At 34.6% G+C, this 19,033-nt stretch carries 16 protein-coding genes; 6 read left to right on the top strand and 10 right to left on the bottom strand.

The window, feature by feature from the left end; all coding sequences use genetic code 11:
- Positions 1 to 361 precede the first annotated feature (361 nt).
- Positions 362 to 1,459: a calcium:cation antiporter gene (locus tag REB14_RS03685; RefSeq protein WP_034692170.1), complete on the top strand. Its 1,098-nt coding sequence runs from the start codon at positions 362 to 364 to the stop codon at positions 1,457 to 1,459.
- A 1,348-nt stretch (positions 1,460 to 2,807) separates the two neighbouring features.
- Here REB14_RS03685 and REB14_RS03680 read toward each other — a convergent pair.
- The 3 genes from REB14_RS03680 to REB14_RS03670 are packed head-to-tail and all read right to left on the bottom strand — an operon-like array spanning position 2,808 to position 6,281.
- Positions 2,808 to 5,075: a glycosyltransferase gene (locus REB14_RS03680; protein ID WP_309521537.1), complete on the bottom strand. Its 2,268-nt coding sequence runs from the start codon at positions 5,073 to 5,075 to the stop codon at positions 2,808 to 2,810.
- 45 nt (positions 5,076 to 5,120) lie between these two features.
- A complete protein-coding gene (locus REB14_RS03675; protein ID WP_034692173.1) occupies positions 5,121 to 6,149 on the bottom strand; it encodes a glycoside hydrolase family 130 protein in 1,029 nt (342 codons plus the stop codon).
- Positions 6,150 to 6,281: a hypothetical protein gene (locus tag REB14_RS03670; protein ID WP_309521536.1), complete on the bottom strand. Its 132-nt coding sequence runs from the start codon at positions 6,279 to 6,281 to the stop codon at positions 6,150 to 6,152.
- Positions 6,282 to 6,444: 163 nt separating this feature from the next.
- On the opposite strand from REB14_RS03670, the gene REB14_RS03665 reads away from it, so the two are divergent.
- Together REB14_RS03665 and REB14_RS03660 are read left to right on the top strand one after the other, a co-directional pair.
- Complete coding sequence (locus tag REB14_RS03665) at positions 6,445 to 7,005, top strand: helix-turn-helix domain-containing protein (protein WP_202971510.1); 561 nt, start codon at positions 6,445 to 6,447, stop codon at positions 7,003 to 7,005.
- A 507-nt stretch (positions 7,006 to 7,512) separates the two neighbouring features.
- On the top strand, positions 7,513 to 7,782 hold the full coding sequence (locus tag REB14_RS03660) for a hypothetical protein (RefSeq protein ID WP_050791153.1): 270 nt from the start codon (positions 7,513 to 7,515) through the stop codon (positions 7,780 to 7,782).
- Positions 7,783 to 8,116: 334 nt separating this feature from the next.
- Here REB14_RS03660 and REB14_RS03655 read toward each other — a convergent pair whose 3' ends face one another.
- From REB14_RS03655 to REB14_RS03645, 3 genes are all read right to left on the bottom strand, one after another.
- Complete coding sequence (locus REB14_RS03655; RefSeq protein WP_034692175.1) at positions 8,117 to 9,412, bottom strand: NRAMP family divalent metal transporter; 1,296 nt, start codon at positions 9,410 to 9,412, stop codon at positions 8,117 to 8,119.
- A gap of 241 nt (positions 9,413 to 9,653) precedes the next feature.
- On the bottom strand, positions 9,654 to 10,328 hold the full coding sequence (locus REB14_RS03650; RefSeq protein ID WP_309521535.1) for a DUF6629 family protein: 675 nt from the start codon (positions 10,326 to 10,328) through the stop codon (positions 9,654 to 9,656).
- A gap of 140 nt (positions 10,329 to 10,468) precedes the next feature.
- Positions 10,469 to 11,149: a BON domain-containing protein gene (locus REB14_RS03645; protein WP_034692178.1), complete on the bottom strand. Its 681-nt coding sequence runs from the start codon at positions 11,147 to 11,149 to the stop codon at positions 10,469 to 10,471.
- 145 nt (positions 11,150 to 11,294) lie between these two features.
- Between REB14_RS03645 and REB14_RS03640 the strand changes: the two genes are divergently transcribed.
- The gene (locus REB14_RS03640; protein WP_309521534.1) at positions 11,295 to 13,805 is read left to right on the top strand and encodes a cation-translocating P-type ATPase; all 2,511 of its coding nucleotides are present in this window, start codon (positions 11,295 to 11,297) and stop codon (positions 13,803 to 13,805) included.
- Between the two features lie 89 nt (positions 13,806 to 13,894).
- Positions 13,895 to 14,452 carry an inorganic diphosphatase gene (locus tag REB14_RS03635; RefSeq protein WP_034692180.1) on the top strand — a complete coding sequence of 186 codons (558 nt, stop codon included), beginning with the start codon at positions 13,895 to 13,897 and terminating at the stop codon, positions 14,450 to 14,452.
- 80 nt (positions 14,453 to 14,532) lie between these two features.
- Here REB14_RS03635 and REB14_RS03630 read toward each other — a convergent pair whose 3' ends face one another.
- The 4 genes from REB14_RS03630 to REB14_RS03615 all read right to left on the bottom strand — a co-directional run bounded on the left by REB14_RS03630 (position 14,533) and on the right by REB14_RS03615 (position 17,919).
- Positions 14,533 to 15,591: an MlaD family protein gene (locus REB14_RS03630; protein WP_051934194.1), complete on the bottom strand. Its 1,059-nt coding sequence runs from the start codon at positions 15,589 to 15,591 to the stop codon at positions 14,533 to 14,535.
- 11 nt (positions 15,592 to 15,602) lie between these two features.
- Positions 15,603 to 16,382 (bottom strand): ABC transporter ATP-binding protein, encoded by a 780-nt coding sequence (locus REB14_RS03625; protein ID WP_034692340.1) that lies wholly within the window; start codon positions 16,380 to 16,382, stop codon positions 15,603 to 15,605.
- Positions 16,382 to 17,146: an MlaE family ABC transporter permease gene (locus tag REB14_RS03620; protein ID WP_034692343.1), complete on the bottom strand. Its 765-nt coding sequence runs from the start codon at positions 17,144 to 17,146 to the stop codon at positions 16,382 to 16,384. Before REB14_RS03620 ends, REB14_RS03625 begins: the two co-directional genes overlap by 1 nt.
- Positions 17,147 to 17,256: 110 nt before the next feature.
- Positions 17,257 to 17,919 carry a BON domain-containing protein gene (locus tag REB14_RS03615; RefSeq protein WP_309521532.1) on the bottom strand — a complete coding sequence of 221 codons (663 nt, stop codon included), beginning with the start codon at positions 17,917 to 17,919 and terminating at the stop codon, positions 17,257 to 17,259.
- 165 nt (positions 17,920 to 18,084) lie between these two features.
- Here REB14_RS03615 and REB14_RS03610 point away from each other — a divergent pair, with 165 nt between their 5' ends.
- Positions 18,085 to 19,017, top strand: a complete 933-nt coding sequence (locus REB14_RS03610; protein ID WP_034692182.1) for a 1-phosphofructokinase family hexose kinase — start codon at positions 18,085 to 18,087, stop codon at positions 19,015 to 19,017.
- The last annotated feature ends 16 nt before the right edge of the window (positions 19,018 to 19,033 follow it).

Here is a 19,033-nt window from a genome sequence, read left to right as displayed (position 1 = left end):
TACAAAATTCCAGCTTCTTTTTAAGAATATGTAAGAGGGTTGATCATAAAAACAGTTGCTTTGATGGCTATTTATGAAGTAATGGAGATTTTTGAGCCTTAGGACATGATTACAAACCTAAAATACTACTATATAATTCCAAATAAGTGATTAATTAATCGTATCTTGCTGAATAACTACATTGAACTGATGATCCGGACTTTAAGTTCCGACCTATTCACTTTTTTCATTATTTGATATTTCCAGTATAACCTCTCTAGTCTGCTTCAAATCATTTATAGAAACTGTTTTGAAAAAGGGAATATAAATCTTGTGATTTTCTCCAAAGGACAATTCAATTGTAAAAAATATTATTGTTTTTATGAATATAAAAAAATATTTATGGATGTGGACTTTTTTAGTTCCTATCCTGGCGTGGCTTTCTTATGTTGGGAATACTATTTTTTCTTCAGGATATTATTCTGTGATTCTTGCTTTATTTTTGATGGGGAGTGTTTTGGCAGCAGTGTATCATTCCGAAGTTATTGCCCATCGCTTGGGAGAGCCATTTGGAACCTTGCTTCTGGCATTTGCCATTACGGTCATAGAAGTAGGACTTATTATTTCTATTATGATGGGAGCAAAAGGCTTGGAAACCATTACCCTTGCCAGAGATACGGTTTTTGCTGCCGTAATGATAATCCTTACCGGAATCATTGGGAGCTGTATTGTGATAGGTTCCTTAAGATACAGAGAGCAGAGCTTTACATTACAGGGAGTAAGTACGGCACTCATTACGCTAACGTCAGTTATTATTTTTGTGCTTATTCTCCCCAATTATACGGTGAGTCATCTCGGAGGCGAATATACATCCTTTCAATTGCTTTTTATCGCCTTGATTTCTTTAGGACTTTATCTCGGATTTACTATGATTCAAACGTTTAGACATCGAAGCTTTTTCATTTCTCCAGAGAATAAACTGTCCAAAAATCAGACTGTACAAGATAATCATGAACTGATTTCCCGAAAACAATTGTATATCAGTTGTATATTGTTACTATTATCCCTGGGAATAGTCGTTTTACTGGCAAAGCTTCTTTCAAAGGATGTTGAGCATATAGTGGTTTCCGCAGGTGCCCCAAAATCTCTTGTAGGTATTATTATTGCAGGTATTGTTCTTCTTCCGGAAGGACTGGCTGCATTCAGGGCTGCAAAAAGTGATCAGATCCAAACCTCATTAAATCTGGCCTTTGGTTCTGCTTTGGCCAGTATCGGACTCAGTATTCCTGCCATAGCTATCATATCTGTAATAACCGGTATAAGAATGACATTAGGAATAGATATTAAATCAACAATACTTTTAGGGCTGTCGCTTTTTATTATTACTGTTTCACTGGCAACGGGCAGAACCAATATTATGCAGGGAATTGTACTGATTGCTATATTTTTAATTTATCTTTTTATTACAATCGTACCATAAACTTATTTAAGCTATGTATTATATAGCTTGATATAGAATATATTTCATCAACTGAATCCACAAAAAACTTTTGAAGACTCAGGGAAATAATTTTTCCTTACCAAACAAACCGTTCTTATAATTAACCACCGTCGGACATCAAGTTTGAAAAAAAGTACTCAGAAAATAATAAAAAGATTTTGCAATAAAAATTATTTATCGATATGACTAGTAAAAAATATTACTTCCAAGATAAAAGTCAGAATATTATATCAGAAGATCAGTTAATTGGAAAAAAGATGGATGAGATAGAATGTTTTCTTACTGATTATCAATTACAAAAACTACATACAATAGAGCGTGTTTATATCCTGAAAAAAACATTTTTCGGAATATTTAAAATAAGACTTTATTTATATCTTAGTGAAGATACAGTATATAGTTATACTATTCAATAAACATAAACATTGTTATACTTTTATTATTCTTCCCATTATAGCTTGATGTTAGAACTCACATTTCTTTGGGATACCGATACTTGTTTTATTTTGCTTTGATGGTCTCTGAAAGCTATAATGTCATATTTGTTGTTTCCTGTACGGCAGAGCCCCTTTTTAATTGTTAAATCATCTATTTCATTATGAGAGTTTTTATATCCCGCACTAAGCTTTTTAATAAGAGTTCAGCAGTTTTAGATAACAGTTACTTTCTACTCTATAATTTTTTTATTACAACTGGATTCTTGGATAATAATAAATAAATTGGCTGATTTCTTTTGGCTACCTGTGGGTTTGCATAATTATTGCTAATCAGCCACCTCAGTTAGTAATTATGATTTCCTACATGAAAGTCATTAGACCATTACACATAGAATCGCAAACTTTGTATAATAAAAAAAATCCGCTATTATATGTGTTTTCGCGGATATGATCGCAATCATATCCGCGAAAACACATATATAATAAATTTGTGAAAGTCTTATTAGCCTCCCTAATGTCCTATAGTGGATTATATAACAAAAACCCTCCTTTTTAGGGGAGAGTCAATTGTACTAATGAGAATGTACAACTATTATGAACAGTAAATGTAGGTGTTAATCAATTACATTTATATGCTGCAAGTCATACTATTCTATTTATTTTTGTTGTATTTGCAATAGAATTAATACAGTTATTTTAACTCTTCTTTGGGAGGTATTTTTATGAATAACTTTTTAATGTGTCATTTCTGTGGATAAATGACCAACATCAGTGTTTGATCAGAAGTTTGACTGTTGGTTGGAATTACCAGTAAACTAATACTTTGAAGGCTATTGTCATGAATGCTATACTTACTTTCATTACAATGTATTACAATATTAATTATGTTATTACTTTTTAAAACAGAGCCTTGCCATGAGGTAACTGACTGTTGATTCTGCTCCCTGATTGAGATTAACATTTTTCTCTTCAAGCCCATCATAACATCCGCCTGTTGCAGGGTTATAAATAATCTGATGTAAGTGATTCTTTCCTAAAAACCAACTAAAAGCATTTCTCATCATCTGAAGGTATTTTTCATCCTTAAAAACCTTATAGAATGTGGATAAGGCCAATATGGTATAAGCGACATCAATAGGCTGTTCACCACCAATTGATTCAGGGCTTTTAATCGTTTCTCTCTGCAGCCATCCTTTGTTAGATATTACTTTAATGCCTCCCTTACTAAATGTTTTAGAAAGCAAAAACTTGAACGATTCATTGGCAACCTGTTTATACATTTCGTCCTGGGTCGTAATCCACGCACACAATAAAGCTTCAGGGAGTACGCTGTTTCCATAGGTCAGGTAGCTTTCAAACCAATGCCAGTCTTTATGTTTCTCATGCTGATACATTTTTACCAGTCTGTTAGCCAGTTTTTTCAATAATGGAATATTGTTTTCAGAGTTTTGATAATGCAATCCCTTTATAATAAAAGCCATTGCACGTGTAGAATAAATTTTATCACTAGACGGAAGACTTTTTTCAATGATGGACTCTGCTTCATCAGAAAAAAGTCGTGGTAAGATTGCTTTTATAGAAAGAAGGTATCCCAATGCCCAGATTGCCCTGCCATTGGAGTCTTCAAGGTTGGTTTCGTAATTTTGTTGTGCAAATTCCTTATCTTTATTTACATAGTTGAGAAAACTACCATCCGGTTGTTGACAAAACTTTATTACATTCAGGTAGGTTGAGATTAAGTCAAGATCAGATTCATCTCTGCTTACTTCGTAATGTCTGCAGGCTACAATCAAAGCACGGGCATTATCGTCCAAAGTATACCCGGAATTGATATCAGGTTTGTTGATTTTAGAAAATTGGATCATTCCAAAATCCGTTGTCATATTTTTGATATGGCTAAGATTGATGATCGGGAATGTATAGTGTAATGTCATTTTGTCTTTGTTGTATTGTTGAAATAATAAGGCGTGTGAAATAGATGAATTCTCCCAGGCTGTGGGAGCCATTTTTTCCAGACTATTTGATCGTAATTTTTCCTGTGCGGTTTCATTTTTCAATAATGTATTCACGGCAGCAGCAAGCTGTTCCGGAGCTTCAAAATCAATAATAATTCCCAGATCTTCATTTAAGACTTCCACAGCATGAGGAATAGGGGTAGAAACAATAGGGCATCCACAGCTGATGGCATAGGAAAAAGTACCGCTTACTGCCTGATTTCTGTCTTTTGTAGTGAAAAGATAGATATTGGTAAGCTGAAGATAATCTAGCAACTCATTCAAAGGCAGATATTGGTTGATAAAGTACGTATGTTTTTCCAGATGAAGCCTCTTAATAGTATCCTGTAAAAAATCACGGTACTTTTCTCCTTCATATTTAATGATTCCGGGATGTGTCTTTCCGATAATCAGGAACATTACATCCGGATTTTGGGAAATGATTGCAGGCAGAGCTTCTAAAGTGGTTTCAATATTTTTCCCAGCACCCAGTAAACCAAATGTTGAAAGTACCTTTTTATCTTTAAATCCGTATTTTGTTTTCAGTGAAATTTTATCTATAAATGGCAGCAAATGGGTACCGTGGGGTATCACTTTAATTTTATCAGATGAAATATCATAATCATTGGTAAGGATATCCGCAGAAATACCGGTCATGACAATAATGGATTTTACGAAACTGCTGATTTCTTTTACTTTTTCTTTTAATTTGGGATCAGGTTTCGGTAGAACAGTGTGAAAAGTAATGATGAGGTCTTTCTGTAAATTTTGAAGGAAAAGGAGTAATCCGTCTTGGGTTTCGTTGAAAAATCCAAATTCATGCTGGAGCATAACCAGTTGAATCCTGTCATTTTTGTTGATTTTATCAGCCAGCTCCAAGTAAGATATGGCATCGGATGTATTTAAGCGATATGCTGGATCTGCTTCATATTGATAATGCTCATCCTCAGTTTCCATCGGGCAGGTAATGATGCTAAATGATTCTCTGAATTTTAACTTAAGGGATTGTATCAAATCCTGACAATAGGTCGCAATACCGCACACCTTAGGAGGAAAAGTACTTATAAAGATAATTTCAGGTTTATGATAAAATGTGTTTTTATTACTTTGTACAGATCGTCTTTTTGTCTTTTCCTCCACGTCTGATTTTATATTTTTATTCATGATGATATCTGTTTTAAAGTCTGACATCCTGTATTGAATCGTCAGTTATGGTGTGTACCGTAGTAATTCTTTCAGTAATTCTGAAATACTTAAAGAAGCAACAGCAATTCTTTGATCTGCTGCTCCATAGTAAACATGGAGTGTATCTCCTTCTACGATGGCTCCGGTAGGGAAGCAGACATTGTTTACTTCTCCTTTCTGTTCCCATTCTTCTTCGGGTTTGAAAAGAGGATAAGGAAGCCTTGAAATTTCCTTTTGGGGATTATCAAGATCCAGTAAAGCAGCACATGCACTGTAAACATACCCTTCAATGGTATCATGTACCCCATGATATATCAAAAGCCATCCATGCTTGGTTTCTATAGGGGGACATCCTCCGCCAATATAGCTTACTTCATGCTCATATTTAGGAGATAATACAATATGTTCTTTAAAATGAAGGAAGTAATCTTTCCAGAAATCTGGATTCAGATCTTCAATGCTTTCTATACCTGCAATTTGGATATCAGGTCTTATGCGATGAAGAAAATAAAGCTTACCGTTAATTCTTCTTGGGAAAAATATGACATTTTTGTCCCAAAGAAAGATCTCTTTATCTTTTTTATGAGCAGACGGGAGTTTGTTGAAACGTTTGTATTTTTCTCCTATTTCACCTTGGGACTCCGATAAAAATCTAAACTTGTTATAGGGAATTTTGGAAACAATTATCCCCTGTTTTTGCCACGAAGTAAGATCCTCTGATACGGCAAGTGTTCCCAATGCGTTAACCCCATCATAACTTGTATAGGTAATATAAAATAAATGATCGATTTTTACGATTCTTGGATCTTCAACCCCATGCTTTTCATATTCAAACTCGGGAATGATCACCGGAATGCTCAATCTTGTTTCTATGGTCTTATAATCTGATAATATACAGTATCCGATACTGGAGAAATTATTTCTGGCAAGAGCCCTGTAGAATAAGTGTATTTTTCCGCTATCCTGAATGACAGCAGGGTTTAAAACACCCTCACTCTCAAAGTCTAAAGCTGTTTTTGTGAGTATAATTCCGTCTCGTTTTACAGATACCACTCAGTTTACGTTATTTCGGGCTTCTTGTTTCCTTCCTCTTAGTTTACTCATTTTATCCTCCCGTTTCTCTTTTGCGGATTTTGCGGGTGGCGTTTTATCTGATTTCTTTTTTCCGTCTTTTTCTTTTGACATTGTAATTTTTTTTGTTACCTGTAAATTTCAATCATTAAAAAAGGAAAGCTTTGCAATTGTCTTTTAATTTGTTGTATAAATCATAGATATTTCCGATTGAATAGACTAACTTTGAATAAATGGCTGTTAATGAAATAATTGGCCGGTATAAATCGTAAGGGAGATGAAGTTGTATATAAAATATATGGTAAGTTTGCGCTGCAAAATGGTTGTCCATCAGGAACTGGAAAAACTGGGCATTAAAAATGCTGTCGTCGATTTGGGAACAGTAGAATTGTTGGATGATATTAGCTCAGAAAAAAGACAAATCCTTAAAGAAAATTTACTTAAAACAGGACTTGAGGTATTAGATGATAAAAAAAGTATCCTGATAGAGAAAATAAAGAATGTAGTGATCGAAATGATTCATTATTCAGATGAACTTCCAAAAGAAAATTTCTCAGATTATATAAGCGAAAAATTAGGATATGACTATACTTATCTTGCGAATACCTTTTCTGAAGTGAAAGGAATGACACTCCAGCATTTTATCATTATTAATAAAGTAGAAAAGGTAAAAGAACTGCTGTTGTATGACGAACTGAATCTTACAGAAATTTCTTATAAACTCAACTACAGCAGTGTGGCCCATCTTTCTAACCAGTTTAAAAAGATCACAGGGCTTTCTCCTTCATTTTATAAGCAGTTGAAGCAAAGACGCCTTGGCAATCTGGAAGACTTATAAAAGGTGGGATATATGTAAGATTATTCCGGATATCTATAGTGTAGTCTATATTTAAACGGTCATCTTTGTAGTATAATAGTCAGGGATTTATCAGATCCATTAAAGTTTATATCACTATAAATAATGCAAATTTTAGACTGGAAAATATAGCAAGCAGTTGAAAGTATATATCGTACAAAATGCTGGTGTCCCATATTTGAAAACATTGTAATAGTAAAAAAAACTAGGGAAAACGAATATACACCATGATAAAATTAATAGACTTAGGGATTCTCAATTTTAATAATGAGCTTATTAAAATCTCTATAAAATAGGTAAATCTGTTTTCAAAAGGTTTTAATTAATTAAGGATAGGAACCTCTGGTTTCTGTCCTTTTTAACCCTATTGATATATATAATATTTCATCAACTGAATCTACAAAAAGAAATCTGTTTGAACATTCATGATTAAACATCATGTTTATATATAAAACAGACTTTCTTATTACCACCTTAACGCTAGAAATTATGAAAACAATACATCTTTTTCAATTTAAGAATTCTATTTCCCTAAAACATCCTTTTTTTAAGGAAGAATGCAGATTAGATAATTTAAATGATTTAATGGCTTATGATCTTATGAACACTGAAAAAATGACTGAGTTCATTATTGAGGTTCATGATGATTTTATTTTTGAGGATATGACCAGAGAAGATCTTTTGTCAATGTGCGAAAATGCAAAGGAAATGATAGAGCATTATTTTGTAACAACCATGAATGACTATGACGTTATCTGAGCATTGATTTCAGCAGTGTAAAAAGCTTTTGAGATTAACATTAAATTTTAGATGCAATAAAGTTTCAGCATATTGGATACTGGGTTATAATTATAATACAGGATTATTTCTTGAAATAGTAACGAAGGATACTGAATGAAAAGGAGAAATTGTTCTCTGCATTGATTGATGTCATTAGGAATGATAATTATTAGTCCTTTATTTAATATTTAAGTCTCAAAAGAAGATTTCCTTTAATATAACACTCAGATATTGCAGCTATTAACTTAATATATAATTATATAAAAATGGTTAATATTAGCTGTTACCTTTCTACATTATTTACAGATTTATTTTAAATAGTAAAAAACATAGCAATTGATGCTGTAGCCATAAAGAAAAAAGTGGCCCATAATAAAGTTTTTGAAAGCCGCCTGCTTTTAAACTCTCCCATAATATGCTCACTTGCAGATATTCGGATGATAAGAAACAACAGAGGTACTGCTGCTACTCCGTTGAGTACTGCGGTATAAACTAATGCTTTCACAGGATTAATTCCAATGAAATTCATACACAGACCGAGAAGTGTTGCGATAATAATAACCATATAAAAACCTGTTGCTTTTGTAAATTTCAGGTTTAAACTTGCATTCCAATTGAAAGCTTCTGAAACAGCATAAGATGCGGAGCCTGAGAGAACAGGCACAGCAAGTAATCCCAGCCCAATGATTCCAATGGCAAATATGATTTTTGATATCATTCCTGAATTTGGAAATGATTGTACTAAAGGTTCTAAAGCCTTCGCTGCGTCAGCGGCAGTATTAATATCTGTTATATGGGCACTATGCAGTACAGTTCCTCCAACTAATATAATACACCATGTTGTAAATTCAGAAATGACCATACCTATATTATTATCCTTTCTCATCGCATGAATATGACGCCATCCGATACTTGGTTTTCCATCTCTGATCAACCCTCTTTCATTTTCTTCTTCTACTTCCTGAGATGCCTGCCAAAAAAACATATAAGGTGTTATAGTCGTCCCAAAAACTCCAGTGATTATGAAAAGAAAATTGAATGAAAATTCAAAATGAGGAACCATAGAGGCTTTTAGTATTTCTTTCCATGGCTGATCAATCATGAAAGCTGTAAGGGGGTAGGCAAGAAGTGATAATGCCAGCCACTTAAGAACTTTTGAATATACGCGATAACTGGTGAAGACCTCTAATATAAGTATACTAATAGTAAAAAACAGCATCAGGATAACAATATCGGCAGGAATAATTAATTGTGCGGCAGCTGCCATTGCTCCAATATCCGCTCCGATATTGATCGTATTAGCAATAACAACAAGCCCTACCGAGCTATATAGGATTTTTTTACTGTAATGTTCTTTAATTACGCCTGTTAATCCTTTACCGGTAACTATTCCTATTCTTGCACAGGCTTCCTGTACTGCGATCATAAATGGTAGCATATAGAGTGCGGTCCATAGCTGCCCATAACCGAATTGGGCTCCTGTCTGAGAGTATGTAGCAATGCCAGAGGGATCATCATCAGCGGCACCTGTTGTCAGTCCTGGACCTAATAGGCCGAAGAATTTTTTAATCTTTTTTGTTTGATTCTCAACATTTTGTTTGATAGACATTGCTAAATTGTTTTTAAGTATAATATACTATTAATTAAGATATTTTTGTAGAAAATATCAGGTTCTTACTTTACTAAAGTTAATGTAAGACATCTGTAAGTATTCAGTTCAAGAAATACAGTGAGCTTTTGAAAAGTTGGGGAAATCCATTTTTAATCCATTTAAAATACCATGCTTACCCTCCCGAGCTTGTATTTCTTTATCTTTTCTGTTGTTTTTTAGTGATATAGCTAAATTATTTTTATTTGACATAAATTTCATGATACTCTCTTTGATTTTTATCTGTTTTTTCACTCACAATTATATAAACAGACATGCTTATGATCGAAGCGAAAAAACACCAAACAGAAAGTATATAATGATTGTAAAAGATCTCTGAAACTATATAAGAAACCAAAATGGCTACACCAAAAAAGTGCATTCTTTTTAGGTGGGAAAAAAACGGAGGAGCAATTGTTGCCACACCGTATAATATAATACTGTAATTTCTCAATGAAACGGGATAGTTTTGTATGTAAGTAATATGATGACCAATAATCTTTGCTTCCACATGATATGATAAAAGACAATAAGCCAAATAAATACTCACAATGATTCCTACACCTAATAATATCTTCTGTACTTTTTTTCGTGGCTCATTGTCCTCAAACATTAAAAGAGAAATAGGTACCCAAACAGGCCACAGAATCTCTGCAAAAAATAGAAATATAAAGGTTGTAGCCCGTTGCATAATGATATGATCTGTCTGGGGAAGGGTTAGCCATAGTATTCCTTCTGTTACCTGTTGGACTCCAAAAATTAATGGAATACATGCAAAAAGATGCTGTGAAGAATGCCGTGTTTTTTTTATACATGCTATACCAACAGCCGTGAGTGATATACCTGCTGAAAAACTTGAAATTGCTGAAAAACACATTTGCTTTGGATTTTAAAAGTTATTTTTCGTGACTTTTTTACAGAATAATGTTAATCTTAATTGCTATTCATTATTGTTAAAACAAAGTCTGCTCTAATTTCACAATTCGCTGCTCTACAGCTTGAATAAAAGAGTCATATCTACGATGATAAATTATTGTTTGAATATTCATAATCTACCAATAGCCTATTATCTACATGCCGTATCCCAGGAGTTTTCCATGCAATACGACCGGCTTCTTCTTTTTGATACCATGAATTTACTGTTCCTGTTAAGATTACTGTAGCACCGGATACTTGAATGTGAACATCATTATTATAAAACGCCCAGTTCATGTTCATTGCATGTTCAATATCTTTTTGTTTAATATCATCCATTATGTCTGATATGATTTTAATATGATTGATTACCCCTTTTACGCCTGAAAGATACCGGATTGAATTTTGAGTAATTTCCCGTTGATAATCCCATTGCAATTCACCTTCCAAAGTCACCTGACCATTTTCTACAATTACTTTGATTTTGTTCTCTGGAATCAATGCATTGGATTTAAAAGTTTTTAAAATCTCTTTGGCAATTTCATCATCAGTTATTGATAAGGAATCTGGAGATTTAACGAGAATGTTTTCTACTAAAACTTTTACTCCAATAACTTTTTTTGCAGCATTCTCGGCCTCTATTTTTTTTGCATAATGATCAACTACTCCAGTAAGGGCAACGACACCGTCTTTTGCAGTCACCCCTATTTCTGCTGCATGTAGTAATGGCTCTCTTTTAATGGCATCCTGAACATTTTTTTGTAATTCTGTATTTGTCTTCATGATAACGTAATTTATCAATCAAAATTCCAGAAACTTGGGAAAAAATACGATGATATACATCACATTGAAACCTGATACTGGTCAAGAAGGGAAATTGAATTCGTATATAATAATTGCTTATTTTTAGATAACCTATTTATTTGTTATGTCTTACAATATACCCGAAGGCTTGAAAGGTCTTACAGATAATGAAGTGAAAGCTTCCAGACAACGAAATGGATATAATCGGTTGGAGGAAATTCGTAAGAATACATGGTTTGATCTGGTCGTTAATATTTTAAAAGAACCGATGCTCATCTTGCTTATCATTATTTCTGTCATTTATGTGATAGTGGAGGATTATGGTGAGGCTGCCTTTATGTTTGTGGCTATCGTAGCGGTAACTGCTATTTCTTTTTATCAGGATAATCGCAGTAAAAAAGCTCTTGAGGAACTTGAGAAGCTGAACGAACCTTTAAGTAAGGTCATCAGAAACTCCCAAATAGTAGAAATTCCAACCCATGAAATTGTTGTAGGTGATTTATGTGTTACTGAAGAAGGAAAAAATATAAATGCTGATGGAGTGATTGTGCACAGCAATGATTTCTCTGTGAATGAATCATCTCTTACGGGCGAAAGTTTTTCAGTTTTTAAGGATAGTAAATCCGAGGATAATCTTGTATATAGTGGTACGGTTACAGTTTCAGGTTTGGCGGTTTTTAAAGTTAAAAAAATAGGCTCAGAAACCCGCGTAGGAAAAATTGGGGAATCTATATTGAATATAAAAGAAGAAATATCACCATTACAATTCCAGATCCGAAAGTTTGTAAAATGGATGGCTGTCATTGGGGTCATTATTTTTTTGATGGTCTGCATATTCAGTTATATTAAAACCGGAGATCTGGTTACGAGCCTGCTTAGTGGATTAACCCTGGCAATGTCTGTATTACCTGAGGAAATTCCTGTGGCATTTACAACTTTTATGGCCTTGGGAGCGTGGAAGCTTATGCGTCAGGGCATTATTATTAAGCGGAGCAGTATTGTAGAAACCCTGGGAAGTACCACGGTTATCTGTACTGATAAAACCGGAACCATTACTGAGAATTCGATGAAGCTTCAACATTTATATAATTACCTATCCGATAAAATTTATGAAGAAAAAGAATTTAAAAATGATGATTTAAGTGAACTTATTGATTATGCAATGTGGAGTAGTGAGCCAGTCCCTTTTGACCCTATGGAAATCACTCTGCATAAAACGTATGACGAAACTCAAAAGAATGATTTACGAAAAGAATATAAAATGTTTCATGAATATCCGCTTGAAGGCAAGCCACCCATGATGACTCATCTTTTTGAGAATGAAAATAAAGATAGAATTATTGCAGCAAAAGGAGCTCCGGAAGCAATTTTGAATGTTTCCCGCCTTTCAGAGACAGAGAAAGAAAAGATAAGGGACATTATAAAAACATTTGGACAGCAAGGTTACCGCGTTTTGGGAGTTTCAAAGTCGCATTTTGTAGGGAACAATTTTCCCAAAAGACAGCAGGATTTTGTATTTGAATTTTTAGGGCTGGCTGTATTTTATGATCCTCCTAAAAAAGGAATAGAAGAGGTCTTTCAAAGTATTTATGATGCCGGTATTAAGGTAAAGGTTATAACGGGAGATAATGAAGATACAACCAAAGCAATTGCAATACAGGCAGGAATTATCAACACTACTCCTGCCATCAATGGTAGTGAAATAATGAATAATACTGAAGAAGCATTAATGGAAATCTCGGAAAAAACTACTTTATTTACCAGGATGTTTCCGGATGCGAAACTTGCAGTAGTCAATGCGCTGAAAAAGAAAGGCGAAGTGGTGGCTATGCTTGGAGATGGTGTAAACGATGGTCCTGCCTTAAAAGCAGCGCACGTTGGTGTTGCAATGGGAAGTAAAGGAACCGAAATTGCCAAATCAGCTGCTGCGTTGGTTATCACGAATGATGATTTGGAAAAACTGATTGTTGGAATTGCTGCAGGAAGGAGAATTTATAACAATATTAAAAAGGCGGTTCAGTATATTATTTCTATTCATATTCCTATTATACTGACGGTTTCCTTGCCTCTGTTTTTGGGATGGGTATTTCCGCACATATTTACTCCAGTACACGTTATTTTCCTTGAGTTAGTGATGGGGCCGACTTGTTCTATCGTTTATGAGAATGAGCCCATGGAAAAAAACACAATGAGGCAGCCGCCACGAGCCATCGGAGATACTTTTTTAAGTTTGAATGAGTTGGGAATCAGCTTTATTCAGGGGATCTTGATAACCCTCGGCGTTTTATTGGTCTATCAATTTACCGTTCAAAATGGAGGGGATGAAGACAAGACAAGAGCAATGGTATTCAGTACTTTGATCTTTGCCAACATATTACTGAGTTTTGTCAACCGATCATTCTTTTACAGTGTGGTGGAAAGTTTCAGAAACCGTAATCCCTTGCTTATTGGTATTTCTGCCTTAGTTTTGGGTTTGCTTTTTGCAATATTATACGTAAAGCCTATCTCTCAATTCTTTAAAGTAACAGCTCTTAATATAGGTGAATTGGGAATGACTGTTTTCATCGCAGCGGTTTCTGTCTTATGGTTTGAGATCTATAAGTACGTGAAGAGAATAGGAAAAGCAAAAGCATAGTGACTACTACCCACTCTTAAGAATACTATATTCTTGAAACTTATAGGAATGAATTAAGACAATGGAAATAAACAATTAATACTAATATAATGATAGGAAACCAACATCCGTGGCATGATGTTTCACCAGGAGAGCATCTGCCACAAATAGTTACAGCAGTTATTGAGATTCCCACCGGCAGCCGCACAAAATATGAAATAGACAAACTCTCGGGATTAATAAGATTGGATAGGATTCTTTTATCTTCCATGTATTATCCTGCCAATTATGGGATCATACCACAGACCTATTACAGTGATGGAGATCCGTTGGATATTCTTGTACTATGTTCGGAAAGCCTCGTTCCACTTACTCTGGTTAATGCGAGGGTGATAGGAATAATGGAGATGATAGACGAAGATAAAAAAGATCATAAAATAATAGCAATAGCTGAAAATGATTTTTCTCTGCTGCATATCCATGATATTGAAGACCTGCCGGCTTATACCATTAATGAGATTCGGAATTTTTTTGAAGAATATAAAAAATTAGAAGGGAAAACGGTACAGGTATTTGGTTTCAAAAATAAGAAAGAAGCTTTCAACTGTATTGAAGAAAGCTTAATGATGTATGCCAAAGAAATCAAACCTAAAATAAAAAATATTTAACTTAGTTGCCTTTCCGTGTATATTATAGTAGGTTGGTATGAATAAATAAATCATACCATTTTGAATGGATTAGGCAGCAATCATTTTTTTTGTTTTTCACTTTCTTTTTTCTTTTTATTAAAATAACCCCTTAGCAAAAAATTGTTCTTAGCGGCAGCTTCTATTTCTCTCAGTTCACCAACACCTTTTTCAATATTGACAATAGTGGAATCTACAGATTTCCCAAGTTTGGGATTGTTAGTAAGTTTCGATAATACATTTTCATCATTATTTATTTTAGACGTAAATTGAATAAGATCATCAGAGCTTTTTTCAAGATTGTGCAGTATCTTTTCTATTGAGAGAGCTAAAGAATCGTTGGAAGATAATTGAGAAAACATATTGTTTTTGTCATTTAGTTTTGTAGTGAAAATACTGATTTCACGAGAGCTGTTCTGTAAATTAGAAATGCTGCTTTCAATATTATCTGACCATTTCTTATCGGTAAATATTTTTGCAATAGTTCCGTTTTTATTATTCAGTATAAGGGTGAATTTTGCCAGTTCCTGAGAGCTTATCTGTAAATTTTCTATGGTTCTGTCAATAGTTGATGCAAAATCTTTATCGGTCATTATTTTTGTCAACAAGCTATTCTTATCATTCATTTTACTACTGAATTTAACCAGCTCATCAGTAATGGTCTTAGCGTTATCGGTACTTTGTTTTACACTCGAGAGTAGATCATCAATCTCGATGGTTTTATAAGAAGTAATGAAGTCATTATCCTTCACTATAGTGTTAGATTGTGGACCGGGGGTAATAATAAGTATTTTATCACCCATTAATCCGTCAGATGCAATGCTGGCAACTGCATCAGTTTTGATATATTTTTGAACATCCTTTCTAATTAATAACTTTACCAAAACCAATGAATCTGAAATAAAATCTATTTTGCTGACTGTTCCAATGTTAATTCCGGAAAGACGGACATTACTGCCTTGCTTTAATCCGCTGACGTTTTTAAACTCAGAACGAAGAGCGAAGTTAGAGCCAAACAAATTTCTGTTCACCCCAATAAAGTATATGGTTGTTATGAAAAGAAGGATGCCAATTGTGACAAAAATTCCCAATTTCCAGTTGTTTGATGACTCATTGTTCATGATTGTTCTATTTATTTTTCAAAAAAAGATTTTACCCAATCATCGGCATTATTTTCTATGTCTTTATAGCTGCCCTCGGCCTTAATTAGACCGTCCTTAAGGACGATGACTCTGTCACCTGTATATTTAGCACAGGTTAAATCATGTGTTATGATAATGGATGAGGTATTGTATTGTAGTTTGATATTTCGAATGAGCCCGATAATTTCACGAGCTGTGATGGTATCAAGACCTCCTGTCGGCTCATCATATATGATAATTTCAGGTTTAATGATTAGTGCTCTCGCCAGCCCAATTCTCTTTCTCATTCCTCCGGACAGTTCTGCCGGCAATAGGTCAATCGCTTCCTCCAGCCCTACATTTTGTAAAGCTTCTTTAACAACTATTTCTATTTCCTGTTCGGTAAGCATTTTATTATTGTGCTGCAACGTAAAAACTAAATTCTCTCTGACCGTCATTGAATCATATAAGGCTCCATTTTGGAATAAAAAACCAATTTTCATTCGGATCCGGTTGAGTCCTTCCTCATCCAATTTTGTTATATCCTTTCCTGATATTAATATTTCTCCTTTATCAACTTTGGTGAGACCTACTAGACATTTAACAGTAACTGACTTCCCCGAGCCCGATTTTCCTAAAATGACCAGGTTTTCTCCTCTTTTAACGGTAAAGCTGATTCCATTGAGTACCTTATTACTGCCATATGATTTGTAAACATTTTTAAATTCTATCAATGTCTCGCAGTTTTGTAATTCATTATACTCGGCTGTAAATTTTTCCCTATTTTCCATCATAATTCAAAAAATAAGTCGGTTATCTGTACGGCTATAAGATCAATGATAAAAATGATCAATGATGCTGAAACTACGGCTGAATTTGCCGCTTTTCCTACACTTTTAGTTCCCCCCGAAGCATTAAATCCTTCATAACAACCAATAATACCAATAAAAAATCCAAAAAAGAAGGTTTTAATGATAGCCGGTAAAATATCTTCATATTCTAACGATTGAAATACATGGGAAAAATAATGTTCAAGATTGCTTTCGCTATGCATATTGATGCCGATAAAGCCACCGATAATCCCAATCAGATCGGCATACAGTACTAAAACAGGAATCATTAATGTCGTAGCAAGAGTTCTGGTTATCACCAGGTACCGATATGGATTGATCGCTGAAACCTCCATGGCATCAATTTGTTCTGTGACTTTCATAGAACCCAGTTCTGCTCCAATTCCTGACGAAACTCTTCCTGCACAAATCAAAGCCGTAATGACCGGTGCAATTTCCCTTATTAATGACAGTGAAACCATACCGGGTATCATAGATTCTGCACCGAACCTTGCCATAGCCGGACGTGACTGTATAGTGAGCACCAATCCCATGATAAAAGCTGTTATCGTTACTAAAGGCAATGACTGGTAACCAACAACAAAACACTGTCGTATAAACTCCTTAAACTCAAATCCCGGTTTTAAAATTTCTTTAAAAAAGCGACGGGAGAATAAAGCTATATTGCCTGCGATGCTAAGGTAATTTTTAAAATTGGTTTTCACGATGTTGGATTTAAAATATTCCAGTGCATTTTGTTTATAATCTATAGGATTTAACCTATCAACAAAACCGGTGGTTTGCAATGCTTAGAAATGGGGTAAAGGTTTATTAGTTATAAATCATACTCATAATCTACTTCTAACTTATTTTTTACATCCTGTATACCAGGCGTTTTCCAGGCAATACGACCAGCCTCTTCCTTTTGATGCCAGGTATGTACTGTTCCTGTTAATGTGGCTGTAGTTTCGGTTACGGACACCCTGATTTCACTATTATCGATCGAACTTCTTTCAAGTGCCCTCTCAATATCACTTTTTTCAACGGTGTCCCGGATTTCGGGGTTAATGGTGATATTATTGTAAATACCTTTAACCCCGGGAAGATACCTGACAGCATTTTCTGTAATTTCCCTTAAGTACTCCCAAGATACTTCACCATTCAGATCCACCCAGCCATCTTCTACTTTCACTGTTATTTTTTCTTGTGGAATAAATGAGTTTGCATTAAATGCAGCTATAATTTCACTGGCGATTTCGACATCGGTTTTTGACCTGGGATCTGGTAATTTTACTTCGATATCTTCTACCAATACTTTTACTCCCAAAACATTTTTTGCGGCATGTTCAGCCTGCAGCTTTTTTGCATAACTGTCTACATTACCCGTAAGGGAAACAATTCCGTTATTTACAACAACACCAATTTCTGCTGAATGCAGCAAAGGTTCCCATTGAATGGCATCCTGAACATCTTTTTGTAATTCTGCATTTGTTTTCATTTTTTATACAGTTTTATACTTCAAAGTTCCAGCAACTTCACAAAATATAAGATGACCAACATCACAATGAATCATGATATTAATCAGGGTAAATGCTTGGTGGTGTGTATTTTATTGTTGAAATTTGGATAGCTACGTACGTGTGTAGCTTAAAAAAAAATAAAAATGGACAAAACTATTTTAACAATAACACTGAATCCGTCGGTAGACAAAAGCAGCAGCGTTCAAAGCATCGTTCCTGAAAAGAAATTGCGTTGTAATTCTCCTAGATATGAACCGGGAGGAGGCGGAGTTAATGTATCCAGAGCCTTAAAAAGATTGGGAGTAGTCTCAGACATTTTTTTTACTTCAGGGGGAAGAACCGGCAGGTTACTTGAAAAATTGCTTAAAGCCGAGGAGCTGAATATATTTCCTTTCCATGTTTTTTCAGAAACCCGGGAAAATTTCATCGTTTTAGATATCTCCAGCAACAACCAGTATAGGTTCGGATTTCCCGGAGAAGAGCTGACGCAGGAACAACAAAAAGGTATTCTAAACAGTTTGCCTACCATAAACCCCTGTCCGGACTTTGTCGTCATCAGTGGTAGTTTACCAACACAAACAAATCCAAACTTTATAAGAAAACTTGTTAATATGTATAAGTTAAAGGGAACTAAGGTCATTATCGATACATCAGGAGAAGCTCTTAGAATAGCGGTAGAAGAAGGGGTGTTTTTATTAAAACCTAATATTGGAGAACTTGCCTTTTTAGTAGGAAAAGAAAAACTGGAAGAACCTGATATAGATCAAGCCGCCCAGCTTATCATTTCACAGGGTAAAGCTGAGATTGTGGTAGTATCATTGGGCTCTCAGGGTGCTGTCTTATTTTCAGGAAGTGAAAAAATTAAGATTGAGGCACCGGTTGTTGAAGTAAAAAGCACTGTTGGCGCTGGAGACAGTATGGTTGCAGGAATGGTTTCGGTTTTGGTAAAGGGAGGTGATTATAAAGAAGTCCTTTCCCTGGGAATTGCTTGTGGATCTGCCACTACAATGACCGAAGGAACAGGACTTTTTACCAGGGAAAATGCGAAGCACTTATTTTATAAAATTTGGAAATAACTTTTACTCAAAAATG

It is taken from the genome of Chryseobacterium metallicongregator, from assembly GCF_031324065.1.
Taxonomy (GTDB): domain Bacteria; phylum Bacteroidota; class Bacteroidia; order Flavobacteriales; family Weeksellaceae; genus Chryseobacterium; species Chryseobacterium metallicongregator.
Note: the sequence above shows the minus strand (reverse complement) of the source record. Positions and strands in the feature narration are given on the sequence as shown.

What these genes read in the sequence shown, in the direction of transcription:
- REB14_RS03670 (WP_309521536.1), bottom strand. Translation starts at nt 6,281, where the DNA reads ATGTCAAAAGAAAAAGACGGAAAAAAGAAATCAGATAAAACGCCACCC.
- REB14_RS03685 (WP_034692170.1), top strand. Translation starts at nt 362, where the DNA reads ATGAATATAAAAAAATATTTATGGATGTGGACTTTTTTAGTTCCTATC.
- REB14_RS03625 (WP_034692340.1), bottom strand. Translation starts at nt 16,382, where the DNA reads ATGGAAAATAGGGAAAAATTTACAGCCGAGTATAATGAATTACAAAAC.
- REB14_RS03610 (WP_034692182.1), top strand. Translation starts at nt 18,085, where the DNA reads ATGGACAAAACTATTTTAACAATAACACTGAATCCGTCGGTAGACAAA.
- REB14_RS03635 (WP_034692180.1), top strand. Translation starts at nt 13,895, where the DNA reads ATGATAGGAAACCAACATCCGTGGCATGATGTTTCACCAGGAGAGCAT.
- REB14_RS03640 (WP_309521534.1), top strand. Translation starts at nt 11,295, where the DNA reads ATGTCTTACAATATACCCGAAGGCTTGAAAGGTCTTACAGATAATGAA.
- REB14_RS03655 (WP_034692175.1), bottom strand. Translation starts at nt 9,412, where the DNA reads ATGTCTATCAAACAAAATGTTGAGAATCAAACAAAAAAGATTAAAAAA.
- REB14_RS03615 (WP_309521532.1), bottom strand. Translation starts at nt 17,919, where the DNA reads ATGAAAACAAATGCAGAATTACAAAAAGATGTTCAGGATGCCATTCAA.
- REB14_RS03660 (WP_050791153.1), top strand. Translation starts at nt 7,513, where the DNA reads ATGAAAACAATACATCTTTTTCAATTTAAGAATTCTATTTCCCTAAAA.
- REB14_RS03680 (WP_309521537.1), bottom strand. Translation starts at nt 5,075, where the DNA reads ATGAATAAAAATATAAAATCAGACGTGGAGGAAAAGACAAAAAGACGA.
- REB14_RS03665 (WP_202971510.1), top strand. Translation starts at nt 6,445, where the DNA reads ATGAAGTTGTATATAAAATATATGGTAAGTTTGCGCTGCAAAATGGTT.
- REB14_RS03650 (WP_309521535.1), bottom strand. Translation starts at nt 10,328, where the DNA reads ATGTGTTTTTCAGCAATTTCAAGTTTTTCAGCAGGTATATCACTCACG.
- REB14_RS03645 (WP_034692178.1), bottom strand. Translation starts at nt 11,149, where the DNA reads ATGAAGACAAATACAGAATTACAAAAAAATGTTCAGGATGCCATTAAA.
- REB14_RS03630 (WP_051934194.1), bottom strand. Translation starts at nt 15,591, where the DNA reads ATGAACAATGAGTCATCAAACAACTGGAAATTGGGAATTTTTGTCACA.